Here is a 20,639-nt window from a genome sequence, read left to right on the forward strand (position 1 = left end):
GTGTGGTCTATTTTTCCCCATTGTATGACAACCCGCTACTATTTAACCATAGCAAAACAGGCTGTTTTTAAATTAATTAGACGAATTTTTTGCATGCACTGATGGTTATTTAATCAAAAAAGCGTTTACCAACACTTTAATGCAATAATCAGCTAACAATTTAAGGTTAGCTGATTATTTAATGCATACATCATAGTAGCGGCTATTTTATTAACCTCTATTTAAATGAATAACGAAATATACGTTTTAACATCGAGGTATATTGGTGAAAAAACCGCCGGTGTTGTATACAATGCCCTGGTTTGTAAAGCAGCTTACACTTGTGGTGTTATTTCTTGGTAGCGGGACGATAGCATATCAGGAAATAAATGGTGTTCAATTTGAAAACTCAAGTGCCCCGTTAAAATATGAAACCAACGTGCCCCTTTAATGTTTGACGACCCAAGCGCTTGGCGATAATACCACTGACCTTGGCTTTCGTTTTACAATCTTGCTCGTAAAAGATATGCGTTTGCTCGGTAAAATGGCCACAAAAAATAATGGTTGATGTCCATAAATTACGAATTAAGTTTGCTAATAAGTTACCGCTTAGCACCCATAAAAAAAGAGGTCCCGCTAAAAGTGGAAACAAAACATAGTCTTTAATTAATTGGCGCGCCCTTTTACTAAAAAAGCGTTTTTTTAACGTGCTATGCGCTACAGCCCCTTCGCGGTTTGGCTTCTTTTACCTATAAACACACGCTCACCCGCCAGCTCGTGGTACGACACGCCCCATAAACTGCCAAGTATTTTTTAAACGCCATTTAAAGTCATTACTTAATCTTAATAAGCCATAACCAAAGTTAAGATCTTTGCCGATAATATTAGTGTAAGTATGGTGCTCAAAGTTATGAACGCGGTTCCAGCTTTGGCTGTCGCAGGCTATATCCCACTCGTAGCTTTTAGAGTTAAGCTGTTTGTCGTTCATCCAATCGTATTGACCATGCATTACATTGTGGCCAATTTCCATGTTGTCGAGAATTTTAGCTAAACCAAGTAACAACACACCCGCTAGCCACAATAAAGGCTTTACAAACCCAAGCATCAATAAAATCCGTCCGCCTATTGCGCAAAGTCGCTGCTTGCGCACAACTGAGCGACACTAATTAGCACCCTTTTACCCTACTTTGGCAAGCGTCGACATTTTTATGCCATCTAAATCATCGGCTAACTGTTGATAATTTATAGTTGTCATAGCTGTAACTCCAAATCGCTAACGGCTTGGCTAACACACAGTGAATAAACTGCTCGCCGTTATCTGATAACTCACCGGTTTTTAAATTGCGCCCCACGCCCGTTTTTTTAATGCATTGGCATTGATGACAAATACCAATCCCACACCCTCGCTGCACAGGTAGTTTTTTTTGCCTCAAACTGAGTTAACAACACCTCATTCGCTGCTACGTCGTGGTGATCATTTTTAATTTTTACAGTAAATTGACTGTCATCATTTAAGCTTGTCAATGCAAGGCCAAAGGCTTCTTGGTAATAGGTTAAATGATGCTGGTTTGCAAAATGTGCAATTTTTTGCATAAACGCTGCTGGCCCACAGCAGTAAATATCAGGATTGTCACCGATGTTTATATGCGTAGTTAATTGCGGGCTTATATCGCGAGTGAGTAACAAGTAAGAAAAATGCGCATAACGCTCTGCTAATGCGGCAAGTTCTTCAACGCATTGGTGCTCATTAGCTTTTGCAAAATACAGTAATTTGATGGTGTGCTGAGTATTTGGTGCTAATTGCTGGCTAAGCATTGCCAGCATAGGTGTAATACCCGAGCCACCAGCAACAAGGATGCTGGATTTATGCCAGCTTTTAAATACAAAGTCGCCACTTGGTGCAGAAATATTACACCACGACGGCGCCTTTAATGCGATTTGCAACTAAGCTGTAAAACGTCCTTGCTCATTGGTTTTAATTAAAACTCGCAGCAATCCGGTTGCTTTGTATTGCGCGGGGCTGCAAGCAAGCGTAAATACACGGGTAAGCAAACGCCCGTTGAGCTCAAGCGTTAAACTAATATGCTGGCCCGCAATGTGGGCGCGCCACTGTTTATTGGGTTTAAGCGTTACACTTAAAAACTGACCACTCAACGCGTATACATCAACAATTTGAGCACGAAAAAAGCCGGCTCGCCATGCAGGTTTAACGACCTGTATTAAAGGCTCTATGTAAGCGGCAAAGCTTTAATGGTGTAAAAACCATTTCGAAGATTGGTCTAATACCGAAGTTAGCATGGTTATTAATTCTCTAATTAAATCGATTACCCATCACTTTGTGTTAAGCGAATTCACGCGAACACATGTGCTGGGCTTTAAATATTTTAGCCTACACGTGTAAGCCCAACTTTCAGCGCACAAGTGTACGCTCGAATTTTTAAATTTCAACCCTAATAGAGTAATTATTCAATTTTTTTAAAGCGGTCTTTAATTCCTATACCCGTAAAGTTAGTTATATACCTGAGGGACATAAACAAGCTCATTAAGCTAAAAACCAACATTAAAGCGGTTAAATAGCGTGCAATTTCATTCATCCCAAATACTTAACACTGTAATTAATAGCGTGCTAAGGTAGTTAAAATTTAGTTAATTTTGGTAGCCATTATGAACAAAGTAACAACGCGTAAAAAATTTTCTACACTCGCCACAGCTAGTTGTGCATTGGCATTTTCGGCGCTTACTAGCCTCAGCGCTTATGCAGTTGACTTTAAAGAACTGGATAAATTAGCGCTTAATGTAAAACCGGTCACTGTTGCCCAAGGGATTTCTATTCCCTGGGCTATTGAGGCTCTACCAAACGGTAATTTATTAATAACCGAGCGCAGTGGCACCTTATATTTATTGCGTAAAAATACCACCAGCTTAACTAAAATTTCTGGGCTACCTAAAATTGATGCCAACGGCCAAGGCGGCCTACTTGATTTAGAGCTGCATCCTGATTTTGCTAATAATCAATGGCTGTATATCACTTACTCAAGCAGTGAAGGTGACGGTGCTGGCAGTAACACCGCACTTATGCGCGCAAAATTAAGTAACGATCACAGCCAATTACGCGAGCAACAACAATTATACAAGGGTGAGCATAACTCTAAAAAAGGCCAGCACTACGGCAGCCGTATTGTGTTTGATAACCAAAATTATGTGTATTTTTCGATTGGCGATCGCGGCTCGCGAGATATTAACCCACAAGATTTAAGCCGCGATGGCGGTAAAATTTATCGTTTACACGACGATGGTAAAATTCCAACCGACAACCCATTTGTAAACCAAAAAGACGCAAAACCAGCGATTTGGTCTTACGGGCACCGTAACCCACAAAGGATGTGGTTCGATGGTGAAAATAATGTATTTTGGGCACACGAACACGGCCCCCGTGGCGGCGATGAGCTTAATATGATTAAACCTAAAACTAACTACGGCTGGCCAGTGGTGAGTTACGGTATTAACTACAGCGGCACCTCGTTTACCGATTTAACCGAAAAATCAGGCATGCAAGCGCCCACATTGCAGTGGACACCGTCTATTGCCCCTTCTGACATGCTGCTCGTAAAAGGTGACAAATATCCTGAGCTTAAAGGAAAATTTTTACTCGCTTCAATGAAATACGCCTTTATTAGCATACTTGAAATAGCAGATGGCAATGTCGTTAAACAAAGTAAATTACTGGAAGGCATTGGCCGAATTCGCAGCCTAGCACAAAGTGATGATGGCACTATTTACTTAGGATTGGACGGCCAAGGCATTGTGCGCCTTGACCCACAGTAATCTTTTAATACGCTAATTACAGTAACAGCAAACTTTTTGCGTCTTCACTGCGTATTGTTACTGTAACTAGCTAATTAACAACGAGGGTGTTGATGTTTTCATTTTTAAAGCCAGATCCAATCAAAAAATTACGTAAAGAATACGACGTAAAATTAGAACAAGGCATGCAAGCGCAAAGAAAAGGCGATATAAAAAGCTACGCTATGTTAACCGACGAGGCTGAAAAAATCTGGAATGAAATAGAAGCGCTCGAAGCCAAAAAGGCCCAGTAAACATTAAACATTAAACATTAAACATTAAACATTAAACAAATAAGTTTAAATTTATCCCCCGCATTAACAGTGCGGGGTTTGTATTTCCCCGACTAAATAACTTCGATAAACATTTACCCAACTAAGTAAAATTAAATACACTTCTTATAAGTTCACTTTGCATTTCCCCCATCACGTTATTACAGCCCTATTGGTGCGACACTCAAAAGCCATTTTATTTCTCGCATAATCAGTTGTTTACATTAAAGTTAATTAGTGGAATTATTAACCAATAATTACTTTCCTCTGTTTGAGGGATATCCACTTTTAGGTCACGGGGTATTTATGGAATTTAAGCAAGCACAAAAAGACATGGATCTCGCCTATTTTGGTGGCGCAACAGGTGTTGTTATTTCTGGGTTAGTTTGGTGTTGTGCTGGTTTAATTGCAGTACTGTACTCAACTAAAGCGAGTATGCTTACCCTGTTTATTGGTGGTATGTTTATACACCCGCTGGCTATGTTGCTATCAAAAGTACTTAAGCGCCCTGGACAACATGACTCCACAAACCCATTAGGCAAACTTGCTTTAGAAAGTACCGTTATTTTATTTGTTGGTTTTTTCCTCGCCTTCTATGTTTCTAAGCTGCATCTGCAATGGTTTTATCCAATAATGCTGTTGGCAATAGGTGTGCGTTATTTAATTTTTAATACTTTATATGGTGTAAAAGTTTATTGGCTTTTAGGTGCTGTGCTTATGCTAGCGGGAGTAGTTTGTATATTATTAAATGCTAACTTCGTCATTGGTGCTTTTGTTGGCGGCATAACAGAAGTTATATTTTCTATTGTGATCTTCAATAAATCAAAAGAGTCAGCAGTAAAAGTCTCGTAACGAATTGTTATCTAAAAGGAAAGTTACAGATAAAGATACTCTTAGCTTAACACTATGCATCATTAACTTTAACGTCTCCATTATTTAAAAAATAGCAGTACACTGTCGGCACAAATTTAACTTAAATTTTTGCTAACAGTTCACTAATTCTCAGCCTATTTATATTCTACCTTGGCGGTTAAGCGATTAAATAAACTAGGGAAAAACCGTTTTATAAACGGTGCCCAACCACTTAACCCTTGACCTATTACTACTTCATCCTTTTTATTGTAGATTGCAGTGAGCATTTTTGATGCGGCTACATTTACGTTCATACCATTTTCTATTGAAGGCTCAGATTTGTTTTGTGCCTCTCCCTGCTCGTTTAATGAGTTATGGGCAATAGCCGTTTTAATGGAGCCTGGGCAAATAGTTAAGCAATGTATGTTGTGCTGCGCCACTTCGGCGCGTAAGCAATCCATAAAGCCTACCACAGCGTATTTACTGCCTGAATATCCGGTTCTGAACTTAGATCCTACTTTGCCTGCCACACTACTAATAGCCACTACAGAGCCGCTTTTACGCGCTACCATTGAAGGTAATACCGCTTTAGTGAGTGCAATTAAGCCAAAGTAGTTTACTTCCATAAGTTGGCGATACACTTTAAAGTCGTTTTCTAAAAATAAGCTACGTTGTGATACACCGCCGTTATTTATTAAAATATCAATCGGGCCTAAACTGTCTATTTGTGCTGAAACATCGTGCAAAACGGTTTCAGGCATTGATAAATCAAGCGGGATAATACGATGCCCCTCGCCTTTTAACTCGTCTTTTACTTGGTTGAGTTTATCGGTATTTCGCGCTGATAAAATAACCTTTGCACCTTGCTCTGCAAATTGTTTTGCAAGTTCTTCACCAATACCTGATGATGCGCCGGTTATCCACACTGTTTTATTATTATAATCCATAGTTTACCTTATATTTATTAACTGATTATACTTTAGTTGGGCCCGCTATTTCATTCACTTGCTGTTCTAAATTTTTATAAAAGCCCATCAAAAACAACAGCTCAACAGTGACATACAAAGGGCCAATAATTAAGCCAACTAAATCATCAACAAATGCGGGCTTTTTACCTTCAAAATAATGACCAATAAATTGTAATACCCAGCCAAATACAAACACCCCAACTCCAATTGCTAACCATGGCACCAAAGCCATAGCAGCAATTGGTTGTGCAGCTACCAGTAATAAAGTGAAAATAATTCCCATGATTAAACCAAGCGAAAAGCTCAACATGAAATAGTAAACCACAGAGGCTAATACAAAAATTTGTGCGCCATCAATGCTAAAATTAGCAATAGGGATTTCAATTCGGGCGAGTAAGCATAAAGCGGCAAACACAATGAGTGGAATACCAAAAAAATGAGTTAATACGTTACGCTTTGAACGATGATACAAGCCATACTGGCCAAGTTGTTGTTGTAGAGTTTTCATCGGTTGATCCCGTTGTTATTTTTATAAGCAAAATTCACCTTATAAAAAAGTGCGCACAATAACAACAAATACCGATGGTTATAAATTAAAAGGCTAACTAATGGCTCCGTAATTGGGTATTGATGTAAACTATTTGAAATAAATGTTTAACTGTTGGCCTTTGTAATTTAAGGAAATCATCATGTTATTAAAAGCCCTAGCCATAGGCTTATTACTTGCTTTAGGCGAGAAAATTAATGGCAACATTCGGGTGCGAGTTCTGCATCGATTATATGGGCAACGACGCGCTAAAACACTTAGTTTACTCTCAGGCATCGCCATTATTTTTGCTATAACTTAGTTAGCCCTGCCATGGGTTGCCCCTGCAAATTACCTAGATTCTTTAAAGCTAGGCTTAGTGTGGCTAATGATAATGCTTAGTTTAGATATTTTTTGGGTAGGTATTTATTTAAATATAAGTGGCAGAGAATTTTTGATGACTTTAATCTCTTTAAAGGCAACTTGCTTAGTGTAGGCATGTTGATACTTTTTATATGCCCAAGCTTGGTTTTTTGGTTGCAGATGAAAGTTATGGTTTAGATCACTGCTCTATAAGCGCAGCGTCTCTTTGGCCTATTTGTGCATAATTCTTAAAATCTGTTTAAAATCAGATGTAAATGAGCTTGCAACGTGTCGTTATCTAAGCTAACGCGGTTACAAGCTTGCCATTTTCATGCGTAGGTTGCATGACCATTCGATCAGTGCCTTTTTCGTATTCTTGCTCTAGCATTTTTTGTAACTCTGCAAGCTGCTCTTTAATGGTGTCTATATCAGCACCTTGCTCTTGGAGTTTTTCAGCCAATGCTTCGATTGCAGCTTTTAACTCAGCAATTGTTTCTTTATCAACCCCTAATCGTTGATAAATAAGCGCCTCTTGCGCATTTTCTAAAAAGCTTTTGTCTTGTGGCTTAGTGCTTGCGATTTGTGTTTGTTCGCTATCACTGGCTTTAGCTGTTGCCACAGGGCCAGAAGTTGCCACTACTTTGTTAGCTTTTGCCGGTTTATTTATTGTACTAACATAAGTATTATATTGATTTTTAAAGGTTATTGATGTCATCAGCTCAAATCCATTTTTGCGTTAAAATATCTATCTTTAACTATTTTCACTTAGATACGTGTATGGAATAACTACAGCAACTTTAATACCAACTTATATTTGTTATTCGCTTCGCTTTAACTCTTTATTTTAAATTAAGCCCATTTAGCTCATTACGCACCCATTGCTTATCGAGATATTGCTCTAAATTCAGCTGGGCAAATTTTAAAAAGCTGCGCGCAGCATGAGAAATATGCCTGTCTGTGCGCACTACAAAATACCAATGGCTTGCTAAGCAGGTGTCGGTTACATTGAGCACTTTAAAACTGTTATCACCTTTTGGTAATACATGATGGGAAAGCACCGCAACCCCCATTCCCGAGGAAACAGCAACTCGTATGGCTTCGTTACTGGCCATTTGCACGCTATCGCTAAGGACTAAACCACGGCTTTGTAATTCGCTTTCAAAAAGCATACGCGTAGCAGAGCCTGGCTCTCTTAATAAAAATCGATATGGCATTAAATCAGCTAATGTTAATGCTTTTACATCGGCAAGCGGATGATCAAGCGGCACAATAAAGACCAAGGGGTTATGTAAAAAACGCGCAGCTTGGGCATGTTCAAGTGATGGTGGGTGGCTAAACACATAAATGTCGTCTTCTCCACGTTCAAAACGCGCTAATACTGCAGAGCGGTTGCCAATTTCTAATGGCAGCTCTACATGGGGATGGGCATTACTGTAAGGCCCAAGTAACTTAGGCAAAATATATTGTGCAGTGTTTACCATGGCAATTTTACAGCGCCCGCGCTCCCCGCCTTTAAGCTCGGCTAAATAGTCTTGGTAATCATCAAAGTGGCCAAACACTTGCTCACAAGTTCTAAATAATTGTAAGCCAACCTCGGTAACCTGTAATTTTTGCTGTTGCATAACAATTAAAGGCTCATTAACGGCTTCTTGTAAGCGCTTAATTTGCAAAGAAACGGTAGGCTGAGTTAAATGCAATTGCCGAGCAGTTTCGCTAATGGAGCCGGTTTTAACTACACTCATAAAGACTTCGAGTAGCCTAAATGATAGTTGCCTTATGTTCATTACTCACCTCATAGATTTTTATCTATAAGATACTATCATTCATTTTATTATTTACTATACAAAGATAGGTTTACAATAGCGCCGCTTAACAAATTGAGTAACTAATAACAAAAAGGAGAACAGTGTGCCTGATATCGTCGTAATGTTTTTTATTTTAGGATTAGTGGCGGGGATTTTACGTTCTGATTTAGCGATACCTAAAGCCACTTATGACACACTAAGTCTATTGTTAATGCTCACCATAGGGTTAAAAGGTGGTATGGTGCTGCATGGAAACTTAAGCTGGCAGCTTCTTCCTGAAATGGCCTCGGTTATGTTACTCGGTGGCCTTATTCCCCTCACTCTTTACCCTATTTTAAAATATATTGTTAGACTCAGTGTGGCCAATAGCGCCAGTATTGCCGCGCATTATGGCTCGGTAAGTGCAGGTACCTTTGCAGTTGCATTGGCTTATGCAGAGTCGGCTAAATTAGAGGTAGGTGCTGAGGTTACACTGTATTTAGTGATGCTCGAATTACCTGCCATTATTGTCGGTTTAATGCTGTATCGTAAACTCGACCAACAACATAGCCAAAGTAATACACTGTCGCTCAAAGCGCTTTGGCACGAAACACTCACTAACAAAAGCGTGATTTTATTGGTAGGCGGTGTGATAATCGGAATGATGTATGGCACACAGCAAGGCAGCCAAGTAACCAGTCTTTTAACCAGTAGTTTTAAAGTAGTACTGGCGTTATTTTTACTTGAAATGGGTTTAGTGGCTGCGCAAACTCTGCGCCCATTTCCTTGGCAGCATTGGAGACTCGCTGCATTTGCTATTGTCACTCCGCTATTTTTAGGTACTATCGGCGTAACTGTAGGCACACTATTAAAATTAGAATTAGGCTCGGTGGTGATACTCGGTAGCTTAGTGGCTAGTGCGTCCTATATTGCAGCCCCTGCAGCGATTAAAGCAGCTGTTCCCAAGGCTGATATTGGCCTAGCTATGCTGAGCTCTTTAGGGGTAACGTTTCCGTTTAATGTGATTGTTGGTATTGGTTTGTACCATAAGCTTGCGCTTGCCATGCACTAAAATAAACACCAATAAAGCCCAACATGGGCTTTTATTTTTTAACTATGCCCCGCCATTATTAAGTTATTACCCTTTTTAAAAACTCAACAAATATAAAACAAAAACGCTAACTTATTTCTACAATCAGATTGCAATTAAGCGATTAGTTTACGTAAAAAACATTTTAAAAATTATTTTTGATTGAGCAATTAAAAAACACTTTACTTGGTATAAAAAGCAGCATAAATTCTCAGCCAAATTAATCTGCTTCAAATAATCGCGCCACTATCACACCTAAATCAGCAATTATTTAAACCCTTTTTATCGGAATAATCTAATGGTGGAACTTGCCGCTAATAGTAAATCAAATAATCCTTTAGCCCCTGTTATTGGTTTATCTTTTTTTGCTATTGCTTCGGGCTTTTTAATGAGCCTAATCCCGTTATCACTGAGTGCTTTTAAGTTAAGTATTGATCTTGCGCCTTGGCTTGCCAGCGTCTTTTATTTTGGTTTACTTATTGGCGCGCTGTGTATTGAGCGTGTGGTAGTAAAAATTGGCCACCGTATGGCATTTATCGCATTTTTAATGTTGCTGATCATCAGTGTTATTGCACAGATCATTTCCCCTACAGCCACTATGTGGTTAACTGCTCGCTTTATTGCTGGTATTGCTGTTGCGGGAGTATTTGTCGTGGTTGAGTCGTGGTTGTTAATGGCAAATACTCCTAAGGCGCGAGCTAAACGCTTAGGTTTATATATGACCTCTTTATATGGTGGCAGCGCTGTGGGGCAATTAGCAATCACACCGCTTGGCACTGAAGGTGCCGTACCGTATTTATTTGTCGTAGCCCTTTTGGCGTTGGCTATTTTAGCTCCATTATTAATTACCACAGGCCAACCTAATGCTCAGCAATTACAAAAGCTGCCACTTAAAGAGTTAAAAACTCTAAGCCGCCCTGCTATTTTAGGCTGTTTAGTATCGGGATTATTACTAGGCCCTATTTACGGGTTATTACCAGTTTATATAGCCGCGCAAACTGATCAAGCCCAATATACCGGCTTACTTATGGCGGTGATTATTTTAGGTGGTATGCTGGTGCAACCTTTAGTGAGTTATTTATCAACCCGTATTATAAAAAGCTTACTTATGGCTATTTTTTGTTTTGTTGGTGCTGCCAGCGTAATGGGAATATTAAACGCACATAGCTTTGGCGGATTAGTTGTAAGTTACTTTGTATTAGGTGCGTGTAGTTTTGCACTTTATCCGATTGCAATTACTTTAGCGTGTGACTCCTTACCTATGGCAAAAATAGTGTCAGCCACTGAAATAATGCTGCTCAGCTACAGTGTCGGCTCTGTATTAGGCCCGTTGTTGGCAACACATTTTTCTGATGCAAGCCATGGTGTGCTTATTTATTTAGGTGGTTGTTTAATTACCACCTGTATTTATATGCTCATAAAAAGTATGAAAAAAATACCTACAGGTAACACCCCTGTTGCAGGTTAACTAACGCGATAAACCGCTTAAGCTTATTCGTTTGCCACTAAGCGGTTTTTACCTGCGCTAACACTGTACTGCTTATGTTTTTTAACTCTTTTAGCTCAATTTGATGCTCGTTTATGAGCTCGTCAACAAAACAGCTGCGGTTGTTGTCATCACTTATGATAAACACCTTGTGTTTAGCACGAGTGAGCGCCACATAAAATAAGCGTCGCTCTTCGCTATGGGCATACAAATCTTTAGCGGGTAAGAGAGCTTCTAACATTGCAGGCGATGGCTGAGTGCTTGGAAATCCAAATTGCCCGCCATGCATACCTAATATAACTACATAATCGGCTTCTTTACCCTTTGAACCATGAAAGGTATCACACTCAATTTGTAATGAAGCAAAGGTGTGCTGCAAGGCGTTAATATCGGCTTTAGTAGGTAACTGAAAGCGATAGCGTGCCAGTAAATACACAACAGCGGGCTTATTTTTGTTGATAGTGTCGAGTAAATGGGCAAGTGCCCCATTATTAAGCTCAGCTATTTTTGTATTTTTGCTTGAGACAACATTCGCTGTTTTTAATACGCTAATAGCGGGCTCTGTCACTTGTGATAACGAGTTAATTTGCTTAGCTAACTGGGCAGGGTTTTTCATGATAAAACATGAAGCAACCTCACTAATTTTATTATTAAAACGAAACGTAACATCCAATATGGTTTGTGTGGTAAAACCAAAATGTGCGGCAAATTCTGTGGTAAGGCGCATATCAGCACCACTAAAACGGTAAATAGCTTGCCAGTCATCGCCTACTACAAACAATGAGCTTCTAGGCTTACTATCGCGCAGCGCTTTAACCAACGCCGCACGCGTAGGCGATATATCTTGAAATTCATCAACCATGATATAACGCCAAGGTGATATAAACTTTCCTGTATTAACATAATCGAGGGCTTTGAGGATCATATCGTCAAAGTCTATTTCACCTTGAGTATCTAAATAATGGTTATAGTTGGCTAATAATGGCTTTAATAATTTCCAAGCCTGCTGTATCTGCTTTGAATCGTTCTCAAGCGTTATATTTGCTGTTTTATACACGCTAATTAATTGACTAAATAATGTCGCTACTTTGGTTAAATAACCGCCAGCTTTTATCTCTTTTAGAAGCGCTATATGATTAGGCTTTGCAGTGCTTAATTCAAACCCACTTTTAACGTCATTAAGATTGTTATTTATATAGTTTACCAATGCTTTAGCATACTGTGGCTTAGCATTAGCAAGCGATTCAAAACACCTTTCAACCCATTTTATTTTAGCTTTTTCGTTTTCAGCAAGTTTAGATATTTTAGGCGTTTTTCTCTCAACCTCACCAATAATTGTTAAACCTAAGCTGTGAAAAGTGGCGGTTTTTATAGCCTGTGTTTTCAGCTTAGTTTTAATACGTTCGTCCATTTCACTGGCTGCTTGCTTACCATAGGCGAGTAATAAAATATCATCGTAATTAGCTTGCTCACTGTTAACTAAATAGCCCGCTCGCGCCACCATTACACTGGTTTTACCTGTGCCGGCTCCGGCTAATACGAGGTTATTATCGTCATCGATAATACATGCCCGTCTTTGCTTTTCAGTAAGTGGGTTTGCTTCAACGTTATCGAAAAAACCAGCATAACGCTGCAACTGTGTCTGTGTGTATTTATGCTGTAAAAAGCGAGTTAATGAATCGCTCCACTGACTATATTGTTCGAGTAGTTTTATTTGCGTGCTAACGACTGCCAATGCCTCACTCTTTTTTATCCAAGGTAACCAGCGGTTGTATTGTTGTTTAACGCGCTGTTTTATATCTGCCACATAGGATTGACGCAAAAATTGATGATGTGCAAATTGGTTAATATTTTCTAGCAGCTCATTTAATGGTTCAATATTATTAGTGACCCATAGCTGATCCGTCTTGGCTTTAAGTATTCGGTGACTGCCATACGCCCTCATCCACACTCGATACTGCCCAGACTGTGTTGAAAAACGTAGTGTTTGTCCAAGCACCCCATATTCATAACAAATAGGCGAGGTTAAATCGCACCAATTCAGTGTATCTGTGAGCTTTTTGTTGTTAATGACTAAACCTTGTTGATTAATATCAACAGCGAGGTGTGGGGTAAACAGGCGGCCAAATACGCTGGGGAAAATAGAATTCATTAACAGCAGAATTCCTTTATAAAAATGAACCAATTAACGCTATTTTAAGGTAATACGCGCTGTAAGGATAATAAATCTGGCGGTAAAATTTTCAACGCGTTAAAGTAGAACAAAAAACAACCAGTCAATTTATCTATTTCCTTAACATAACTTCCTACTGTGACTAATATTTACTCTACATACAAGACAACGCGATGAAAAGGCAAACCGAAACCTTTTTTTGAAGCCGTTACCGTTATTTTAAATGCTGACAGAGACATATACCAAGCACGTATTGCACTGAAAAATCTACTCAGTGCCACAGGCGATAATGAGACCAATAAAGCAGAGTTTTCAGAAAACGCTGAACAAGTCAAAGACCGCTTCACAAACTAACTTATTAGCGTTAAATGCCGCGATTGAGGCTGCCAGAGCTGGTGAGCAAGGCCGAGGTTTTGCCGTTGTCGCTGATGAGATTAGAATGTTGGCTACCCGCACACAACAAAGCACCGATGAAATAGATACAATGATCCAACGCTTAAATAACAATGTAAAAGCGTCATCAGATTCTTTTAAAAACAGTCAAACAAATGCTAATGCCACACTAAGTAATTTTGATGCCGTTATTAGTATTTTTAGCAACCTAACTCACGCCTTTGAAAAAGTGCAGCAAATGTCGGCCGAAACCGCACAAGCAACACAAGAACAATCCCATGTAGCAAATGAGATTAATAGAAATTTGGTATCGTTAAAAGAACAGTCAGCACAAATGAAACAAACCTCTGAGCAAATAACACTGCAGTCAAAAAATATATCAGCGCTTTACAAGCAAATGAAATCGCAAGTAGATAGCTTTAAGGTATAGTGTTGTAAGCTTGTAAAACAATGGCGCAGCGTTTACTGCGCCATTAAGATAAACCCAACTAAGCCGAATAGCCTAGGCTAGTGTATCAATAATAATTATTTCACACTCTGTTGTTGCAGTTAGCGTGATAAAATCAGCATGAGTAACCTCAGCACCATCCCCTTTGTTCATGGTAATTACACTGTTTTTGTCATCTACAGTAAATACACCATCAGATGCAAGTACATAAGCTTGATGATCAATACGCTGAGTGATGGTGGTACCTTTTGCAAGCTTTCCACCATAAATGCGTGTTTGTTGATTGATAAATAATGTGTTACCCGCATCTTCTGCATAACCCGATACTAAAAGCGTAAGCTCGTTAGCTACGTCGGTCGGAAATTTTTTACTTTCCCAACGCGGCGGCACATCTTGTTTATTACTTTGAATCCAAATTTGATAAAAAGTAAGAGGCTTATTGGTACGATTATACTCAGAATGCACAATGCCTGTGCCTGCACTCATTACCTGCACTTCTCCTTGCTCGGTTATACCTTTATTACCCATACTATCTTGATGAGTAATGGCACCACTGCGTATGAAACTAATAATTTCCATATTTTTGTGTGGATGCGCTCCAAATCCCATTTCAGGTGCAACCCAATCATCATTAACAACGCGTAATGTACCAAAGCCCATACGTGCTGGATTATAGTAATGTGCAAAACTAAAATGATGTTTAGATTTAAGCCAACCGTGATCGGCACTGCCTAAGCTATTCTTTGGATAATGATTGATCATGGTCTTTCCTCAAAAAGAATAAACATTAATTAATATGGACGTTCACGGTCGTGTGGAGCATCAAAATGATGCTTTGCACCCAGCGGTACTATTTGTGTTGGATTAATCGTTAAGTGGCTTACATAGTAATGCACCTTTGTGTACTCTAAATCGACGGTTTCTTTAACACCCGGTACTTGGTACAGCTCGTTAACGTAATTGCTAATATGGTGAAACTCGCTTAATTTTTGACGGTTACACTTAAAATGCCCGTGATACACCGCATCAAAGCGAATAAGGGTTGTAAATAAACGCCAATCAGCTTCTGTAATAACATCACCAACGAGATAGCGCTGCTTAGCTAAACGCGCTTCTAGCCAGTCTAAACTATCAAATAGTGCGGTGTAAGCCTCGTTGTAAGCCTCTTGTGTAGTAGCAAAACCGGCTTTATATACGCCATTATTAATGGTGTTATAGACACGGTTATTCACGGCTTCGATTTCTTCACGAAGTGGTTCTGGATAATAATCATCAGTATTGCCAGTTAGCTCATTAAACGCACTATTAAGCATACGAATGATCTCTATTGATTCATTATTTACAATAGTTTGCGTTTTTTTATCCCATAAAATCGGCACAGTAACCCGCCCTTCATAACTAGGATCGGCTTTTAAATATAATTGATAGGCGTAATCTAAGTTATAAAGTGGATCGCCCTGCTCGCCAAATTCCCAGCCGTTTTCCATCATTGGCGCTTCAACAATGCTCATAGAAATAATATCTTCGAGCTGCTTCAATTTACGAAAAATAATCGTTCTGTGCGCCCATGGGCACGCCAGCGATACATATAAATGATAACGCCCCGCCTCAGGGGGAAATTTGCTTTGTGGCGCTGATGAAATAGTATCCCTAAAACGGCTGTCTTGACGTACAAATTTACCGTCGCTTTTTTCGGTGTCGTACCATTTATCGACCCATTCACCGTTAACAAGTAATCCCATGTCCGTCTCCTAAGTATGTAGAATGTGCCAACCTTACGCAGATTGGCAGCTTAAAGTTCAATCAGTTATATGATCAGCTTATTGGTTTAATTTGTTATGAATTTTTCCATCAAGGGATAGCTTTCCAGCTCCTTGAATAAATAAGGCTAAGGTAATTGCCAACAACGATAAACCAAACTCGTAACCGTTGTTGCTCATAAATAAGCCGTTATCTATATGTACGGTAAAAATAGCAACCACCATAGTGATAGCCAGAACAAAACTCGCAGGACGCACCAGCAAACCAACGATGAGTAGTAATCCACCAAAAAATTCAGCGCCACCCGCCATTAATGCCATTAAATAGCCCGGTGCTAAGCCAATCGACTCCATCCATTGCCCTGTACCTTCCAAGCCATAGCCACCAAACCATGCAAACAGTTTTGTGCCCCATGAGCACTAAACACTAATCCTGCAATAAGCCTTAATGGTAGAGTTGCAAAAGACTGTTCAGTTTTTGTGATGGCAGCTGTGATATTTTTAATCGTCATAATGTTTACCTGTATTGTTTTTGTTGATTATGCAGCTATTGTATAAGTTGAATTAAAATTAAATAACTCCTATTATTTGCTTTATATGTTCAAATATTTTGAACAGTTAATATTTGGTATGATGATGAATACACCCCCTATTAGCATAGAAGCTTTACTGGTATTAGACGCCATTGAGCATCGTGGCAGTTATGCAGCCGCTGCAGAACAACTTAATAAAGTGCCATCAGCCCTGTCGTATATTGTTAATAAACTTGAAGAGCAATTAAATGTAACCTTGTTTCAGCGCCAAGGTCGGCGAGCAGTTTTAACCCCCGCAGGTAAACATTTACTGAGCGAGGGGCGTAAAGTGCTCAATGCTATAAATAATTTATCGGAGCAAACACAAACCATTGCTAATGGCTGGGAGCCTAGAATACGGATTGCTTGTGACTCAATTATTGACGTAACTAATATTTTTGCTGCTTTGCAACAATTTTTAATTGAACATAAAAGCATTGAAATTGATGTAAAAGAAGAGGTCATGAGCGGTACATGGGAGGCATTAATAGAAGACAATGTTGACTTAGTGATTGGTGCACCCGCCCCCGTGCCTGCTCAAAAAGGGATCAGGGCAGTGAAAATAACGGATATTCAAAATGTACTTGTGGTTCACCCATCCCACCCTTTAGCAAAAGAGCAAAAACCAATCAAGCCTAGTGTTCTTGGTCAATACACCACTGTGATAGTTCATGATTCTGCAAAACAAAGTATTCCGTGGTCAGCTAATTTAATCGAAGGTAGTCAACGTTTTTATGTAAGCTCCGTAAAACAAAAAATTACCGCTATTTTATCGGGAATCGGGATTGGTTATTTACCAGTAAACCTTATTGCTGAACATATTAAAGCTAAAACACTTCATGTTGTGGAGCTCATTGAACCACGTCCTATTCAAGACTTATACCTTGCATGGAAAATAACCAACAAAGGTAAAGGATTAAAAAAATTGACTCAACTTTTAATCGACAATAATTTACAGACATGAAATAAGCCAACTACATAAATGCAAAAGCCCATGCTAACAAAATTAGCATGGGCTTTTTTAATCACTAATAGATGTTATAGAGCAAGATCTTGCTTAGCACGTGTTAAGTTGTGCGACACTAACTCGTTACCTGATATTTGCTGTGCTTCGTAAAAGTCAGATAACGCTGCGGTTTCGTTTTTAGCCATTAAACGGCCAACACCGCGGTTACTTAAAGCAAATGAAGTCAGCTCACGTACTTTAAAACGTGGGCCTGTACTTTGCTGTAATAATGTAATTGCTTTTGAGCAAATTTCTTCAGCTTGGCTGTAGTTTTTTGATTTTACATTTAATGCGCAACTGTTAAATGCAACTTCGAATTCTTGTGGGGCTGTTGCAGCCTCTTCAATAACCATTAACTTGTAGTCACTTTGATCAGCCATTACAGCAGCTGAGCAAGTTAATAAAGAGCCAAGAGCGATGGTTTTGATAAGTGAGCGTTTCATGATTAGTTTCCTATTTGGTTAGTCGTGCTTGTTGCCGACAACTAAACTTTAGAGTGTTTACTTAATCTCGACAAACGATTAAAAACAAACCAATAAGTGAAAAAAACTAACCTATAGACTTTAGTCTAATTAAACTGAGCATATTCGTTTTAATAAAAGCGACAAATAACCGCTCGTTTAACTAGGCTGCAAACCCGGCTTGATTATTTACTGATTTAAGTATTCAATAGCTTCTTCTTGTAAATCAATATATTCATCTTCAGACATATTTAACTTTTTAAGTATAAACGGTTCAAGGCGCTCCCAATCTTTAATTTTTTCATCACGTAAAATACTATTTACTATGCTTTCAGAGAGCTTTAATACACAAAAACAGAGCTGTTGATTAGGATCGGATGTATCCTCAAGTAAACTTAAATCATGATGGCGTAAAATAAGCTGGCAAATATCTCTTGGTAAATGCCAACTCGATGCTAAGTAATAGCCGATAATGGCATGGTTAGCGCCATAAACACGATCTTCAATATCAACTAAACTTTCTTTACTGCTTCTATTTGAACCATGCAGCACATTGATGTAGTCGTCATATTTAATCGCCATCGGAACTATGCCACAATCATGAAATAAACCGAGAGTGTATAAGTATTCAACTGGAATTTTATTTTTTACTCGCTGTCCAACAGTCATGTTTACATTAGCAATTTCAGACGCGTTATCCCAAAAACGCTCTAAACTAATACAACATGTTTTTTGTAAAAACATTTGCTTTAATTTAAGCGCAGGAATAAGTGCTTCTATGCCATTTCAACCTAAAAACATGATGGTTTGTTTAATATCAGACACACTACGTACTAAGCCATAAGCGGGTGAATTAACAATTTTTAAAATAGCAGACGCTATAGCCACATCTTTAGCAATGATTTCTGCGGCGTCTGAAAGCGAGGGCTCTTGTGCAGATGCTAATAATTCAAGGTCATTTAAAATTTGCGGTTTTGGGGGAATAATAAAGTTTTTATTTACATCTGATAATACCTGCTCATTAACGACAAACATCGATGTCTAGCCTCCAGCTAAGCTATATGGATTATTTATTTAATTCCATTTGAGCTTTTATACTAGAAGTTGCTTAAAGATTTATCAATTTGTAGGTGCTGAAATTGGTAGGGTAAAATAATTTTTAAAAACCAAAGCAGCACACGCCCGGTATATAGACGTGTGCTTTGAATACTAGCTTATTAGAAGTAATAGCCAATATTAATGTTGAAGCGGCGTTCAGTTTCGCTGCTATCGCCCGCTAATGAACCACCAACAAACGGCATGTTTTTACCATGAACTAAATCAAAGTATGTAAATAAACCACCTGCAGCGACCGAGAAACCGGTTACGTTCATCCAGGTATCTTTGCTGTTGTCTGATTTGTCGTAAATAGCGCTGTAGTCATTATAAAACTGTAAGTTTGTTACTGCGCCCCATTGCACCGGCACACTGTATGCTACGTTTGCACTCGACATAGTTGCTTCCGCTGCCATGCTATCGTAAAACGAGTAAGCGCCTACAGCAATACGGTTTACGTTATCAATATCGTAGTTGTATTCGCCATGTTGTAATTGCAAGTTCCAAGGGCCCATATTACTGTTTAAATGTAATGCCCACGCGTTGTAGTCACCTGCGCGGTCAACACCATCATGCAAGCCACCAGCAAGCGCTGACACACCAATTTCAGTTTTACCACCCTCATGCTCTAGGTGGTAGCCGTAACGACCTGAGAACGTATTATATTCACCAATTGGATTGGTCGGCTCAGCGTAAACACCATCCCCGGCTTCTCTAAAACCAACAATGTCGTAAGAATAGCGATCGCTGCGGTTATCTACATAACCATCAACACCACCTAATTCATCATTTTTGAAAAAGCCTAAATCAAGCTGCCAGTTATCGGCAATTTTACGCTTAAATAACACCCCTAAATCGTGGTCGTCTTCAAGGCCAACGTAATAGTTAGTGCTGAAAAAGTAGTTATGTGAGTTGTATGGCCAGTTACCAAAAGGAACCTGAGTAATACCTGCTTGAACTTGCCAATCATCAGCAAAATCGTAAGCTGCATAAGCGTATTTAACAGCGGTCATATAATCAAAAAAGCGAATTTCAGCGTTTAATTTTACATCACCCACATCGCCTGAGAAATTTAGACGAAAAATATCAAAATCAAAATCGCCACCGCGATTTTTATTATCGTCATCATACGAGGTGTGGCTATAGTTGGTTCGAACAGCACCGCCAATTTTAATTCCCTGAGGCTTGTGTTCATGTTTAGCTACTTTAACTTCAGCTATATCTTCTTTCTGTTCAATGGTGCGCTCGATTAATTTTTCACTTTTTTGCTCTGCTTTTGCAAGTTGCTTTTGCAGCATTTCCACTTGTTTTTGTAAGCTGCTTAATTGCTGCTTTACTTTATCAAGATCTGTATCTGCATGTGCCGGATGTGAAAAAACAACCATAGCCACTGCCAGTGCTAAAGGTTTCATAGGTGTCATAATTTGTCCTTGCTTGCCTTGTTGATGTTATTAACTCGAACTTGGTCAGCGTGAGCTAAGTACCTGCTTGATTTTACATGTTGTTTTACAATGATAACGTATTTTTACAACTCTTCAATTACACTTTATGATTTTGCGCAACACACA

16 protein-coding genes and 5 pseudogenes are annotated in these 20,639 nt (G+C 39.1%); 8 read left to right on the top strand and 13 right to left on the bottom strand.

Going from position 1 to position 20,639, the window contains the following annotated elements; all coding sequences use genetic code 11:
- Positions 1-217: 217 nt before the first annotated feature.
- Positions 218-1,234: pseudogene (locus MTN97_RS03450) on the bottom strand (acyl-CoA desaturase).
- Positions 1,231-2,277, bottom strand: a pseudogene (locus MTN97_RS03455) (flavin reductase family protein). The pseudogenes MTN97_RS03450 and MTN97_RS03455 overlap by 4 nt, the downstream one beginning before the upstream one ends.
- 366 nt (positions 2,278-2,643) lie before the next feature.
- Between MTN97_RS03455 and MTN97_RS03460 the strand changes: the two are divergent.
- The 3 genes from MTN97_RS03460 to MTN97_RS03470 all read left to right on the top strand — a co-directional run bounded on the left by MTN97_RS03460 (position 2,644) and on the right by MTN97_RS03470 (position 4,946).
- On the top strand, positions 2,644-3,804 hold the full coding sequence (locus tag MTN97_RS03460) for a PQQ-dependent sugar dehydrogenase (protein ID WP_248473693.1): 1,161 nt from the start codon (positions 2,644-2,646) through the stop codon (positions 3,802-3,804).
- A 92-nt stretch (positions 3,805-3,896) separates the two neighbouring features.
- A complete protein-coding gene (locus MTN97_RS03465; protein WP_036982442.1) occupies positions 3,897-4,076 on the top strand; it encodes a DUF6435 family protein in 180 nt (59 codons plus the stop codon).
- Positions 4,077-4,400: 324 nt separating this feature from the next.
- Positions 4,401-4,946, top strand: a complete 546-nt coding sequence (locus tag MTN97_RS03470; protein ID WP_076922284.1) for a DUF7010 family protein — start codon at positions 4,401-4,403, stop codon at positions 4,944-4,946.
- A gap of 155 nt (positions 4,947-5,101) precedes the next feature.
- Here the strand turns inward: MTN97_RS03470 and MTN97_RS03475 are convergent, their stop codons facing one another.
- Both MTN97_RS03475 and MTN97_RS03480 read right to left on the bottom strand, forming a co-directional pair.
- Positions 5,102-5,893, bottom strand: a complete 792-nt coding sequence (locus MTN97_RS03475) for an SDR family oxidoreductase (protein WP_248473694.1) — start codon at positions 5,891-5,893, stop codon at positions 5,102-5,104.
- Between the two features lie 25 nt (positions 5,894-5,918).
- On the bottom strand, positions 5,919-6,422 hold the full coding sequence (locus MTN97_RS03480; RefSeq protein WP_248473695.1) for a DUF962 domain-containing protein: 504 nt from the start codon (positions 6,420-6,422) through the stop codon (positions 5,919-5,921).
- Between the two features lie 181 nt (positions 6,423-6,603).
- Between MTN97_RS03480 and MTN97_RS03485 the strand changes: the two genes are divergently transcribed.
- The gene (locus MTN97_RS03485; protein ID WP_248473696.1) at positions 6,604-6,762 is read left to right on the top strand and encodes a hypothetical protein; all 159 of its coding nucleotides are present in this window, start codon (positions 6,604-6,606) and stop codon (positions 6,760-6,762) included.
- Positions 6,763-7,101: 339 nt separating this feature from the next.
- Here the strand turns inward: MTN97_RS03485 and MTN97_RS03490 are convergent, their stop codons facing one another.
- Together MTN97_RS03490 and MTN97_RS03495 are read right to left on the bottom strand one after the other, a co-directional pair.
- A complete protein-coding gene (locus MTN97_RS03490; protein WP_248473697.1) occupies positions 7,102-7,518 on the bottom strand; it encodes a hypothetical protein in 417 nt (138 codons plus the stop codon).
- Positions 7,519-7,642: 124 nt separating this feature from the next.
- Positions 7,643-8,587 (bottom strand): LysR family transcriptional regulator, encoded by a 945-nt coding sequence (locus MTN97_RS03495; RefSeq protein WP_069439561.1) that lies wholly within the window; start codon positions 8,585-8,587, stop codon positions 7,643-7,645.
- A 124-nt stretch (positions 8,588-8,711) separates the two neighbouring features.
- Between MTN97_RS03495 and MTN97_RS03500 the strand changes: the two genes are divergently transcribed.
- Together MTN97_RS03500 and MTN97_RS03505 are read left to right on the top strand one after the other, a co-directional pair.
- Entirely contained in the window at positions 8,712-9,659 is a 948-nt protein-coding gene (locus tag MTN97_RS03500; protein ID WP_248473698.1) for a sodium-dependent bicarbonate transport family permease, read from the top strand.
- Positions 9,660-9,975: 316 nt separating this feature from the next.
- The gene (locus MTN97_RS03505) at positions 9,976-11,145 is read left to right on the top strand and encodes an MFS transporter (RefSeq protein WP_036982433.1); all 1,170 of its coding nucleotides are present in this window, start codon (positions 9,976-9,978) and stop codon (positions 11,143-11,145) included.
- Between the two features lie 37 nt (positions 11,146-11,182).
- Here the strand turns inward: MTN97_RS03505 and helD are convergent, their stop codons facing one another.
- Positions 11,183-13,315, bottom strand: coding sequence for a DNA helicase IV (helD, locus tag MTN97_RS03510; protein WP_248473699.1), 2,133 nt, complete (start codon positions 13,313-13,315; stop codon positions 11,183-11,185).
- Between the two features lie 361 nt (positions 13,316-13,676).
- Here helD and MTN97_RS03515 point away from each other — a divergent pair.
- Positions 13,677-14,159 (top strand): annotated as a pseudogene (locus MTN97_RS03515) (methyl-accepting chemotaxis protein); the annotation flags it as partial.
- 72 nt (positions 14,160-14,231) lie between these two features.
- On the opposite strand, the gene MTN97_RS03520 reads toward MTN97_RS03515, so the two are convergent.
- From MTN97_RS03520 to MTN97_RS03530, 3 genes and pseudogenes are all read right to left on the bottom strand, one after another.
- Complete coding sequence (locus MTN97_RS03520) at positions 14,232-14,939, bottom strand: pirin family protein (protein ID WP_069439566.1); 708 nt, start codon at positions 14,937-14,939, stop codon at positions 14,232-14,234.
- A 29-nt stretch (positions 14,940-14,968) separates the two neighbouring features.
- Complete coding sequence (locus MTN97_RS03525) at positions 14,969-15,919, bottom strand: glutathione S-transferase family protein (RefSeq protein WP_069439567.1); 951 nt, start codon at positions 15,917-15,919, stop codon at positions 14,969-14,971.
- Positions 15,920-15,997: 78 nt separating this feature from the next.
- Positions 15,998-16,449: pseudogene (locus MTN97_RS03530) on the bottom strand (DoxX family protein).
- Positions 16,450-16,573: 124 nt separating this feature from the next.
- Here MTN97_RS03530 and MTN97_RS03535 point away from each other — a divergent pair.
- Complete coding sequence (locus MTN97_RS03535) at positions 16,574-17,473, top strand: LysR substrate-binding domain-containing protein (protein ID WP_248473739.1); 900 nt, start codon at positions 16,574-16,576, stop codon at positions 17,471-17,473.
- A 74-nt stretch (positions 17,474-17,547) separates the two neighbouring features.
- On the opposite strand, the gene MTN97_RS03540 is transcribed toward MTN97_RS03535, so the two are convergent.
- From MTN97_RS03540 to MTN97_RS03550, 3 genes and pseudogenes are all read right to left on the bottom strand, one after another.
- Positions 17,548-17,958, bottom strand: coding sequence for a hypothetical protein (locus tag MTN97_RS03540; protein ID WP_013465125.1), 411 nt, complete (start codon positions 17,956-17,958; stop codon positions 17,548-17,550).
- Between the two features lie 207 nt (positions 17,959-18,165).
- A pseudogene (locus MTN97_RS03545) lies at positions 18,166-19,011 on the bottom strand (HDOD domain-containing protein).
- A 182-nt stretch (positions 19,012-19,193) separates the two neighbouring features.
- Entirely contained in the window at positions 19,194-20,492 is a 1,299-nt protein-coding gene (locus MTN97_RS03550) for a porin (protein ID WP_248473700.1), read from the bottom strand.
- Positions 20,493-20,639: the final 147 nt, after the last annotated feature.

The sequence above is a fragment of the Pseudoalteromonas sp. 2CM36K genome, assembly GCF_023161865.1.
In the GTDB taxonomy this organism is placed as follows: domain Bacteria; phylum Pseudomonadota; class Gammaproteobacteria; order Enterobacterales; family Alteromonadaceae; genus Pseudoalteromonas; species Pseudoalteromonas tetraodonis.

Coding starts and splice junctions, on each gene's coding strand:
- MTN97_RS03485 (WP_248473696.1), top strand. CDS start 6,604: ATGTTATTAAAAGCCCTAGCCATAGGCTTATTACTTGCTTTAGGCGAG.
- MTN97_RS03470 (WP_076922284.1), top strand. CDS start 4,401: ATGGAATTTAAGCAAGCACAAAAAGACATGGATCTCGCCTATTTTGGT.
- MTN97_RS03475 (WP_248473694.1), bottom strand. CDS start 5,893: ATGGATTATAATAATAAAACAGTGTGGATAACCGGCGCATCATCAGGT.
- MTN97_RS03540 (WP_013465125.1), bottom strand. CDS start 17,958: ATGAAACGCTCACTTATCAAAACCATCGCTCTTGGCTCTTTATTAACT.
- helD (WP_248473699.1), bottom strand. CDS start 13,315: ATGAATTCTATTTTCCCCAGCGTATTTGGCCGCCTGTTTACCCCACAC.
- MTN97_RS03550 (WP_248473700.1), bottom strand. CDS start 20,492: ATGACACCTATGAAACCTTTAGCACTGGCAGTGGCTATGGTTGTTTTT.
- MTN97_RS03480 (WP_248473695.1), bottom strand. CDS start 6,422: ATGAAAACTCTACAACAACAACTTGGCCAGTATGGCTTGTATCATCGT.
- MTN97_RS03535 (WP_248473739.1), top strand. CDS start 16,574: ATGAATACACCCCCTATTAGCATAGAAGCTTTACTGGTATTAGACGCC.
- MTN97_RS03490 (WP_248473697.1), bottom strand. CDS start 7,518: ATGACATCAATAACCTTTAAAAATCAATATAATACTTATGTTAGTACA.
- MTN97_RS03525 (WP_069439567.1), bottom strand. CDS start 15,919: ATGGGATTACTTGTTAACGGTGAATGGGTCGATAAATGGTACGACACC.
- MTN97_RS03460 (WP_248473693.1), top strand. CDS start 2,644: ATGAACAAAGTAACAACGCGTAAAAAATTTTCTACACTCGCCACAGCT.
- MTN97_RS03465 (WP_036982442.1), top strand. CDS start 3,897: ATGTTTTCATTTTTAAAGCCAGATCCAATCAAAAAATTACGTAAAGAA.
- MTN97_RS03505 (WP_036982433.1), top strand. CDS start 9,976: ATGGTGGAACTTGCCGCTAATAGTAAATCAAATAATCCTTTAGCCCCT.
- MTN97_RS03520 (WP_069439566.1), bottom strand. CDS start 14,939: ATGATCAATCATTATCCAAAGAATAGCTTAGGCAGTGCCGATCACGGT.
- MTN97_RS03495 (WP_069439561.1), bottom strand. CDS start 8,587: ATGAACATAAGGCAACTATCATTTAGGCTACTCGAAGTCTTTATGAGT.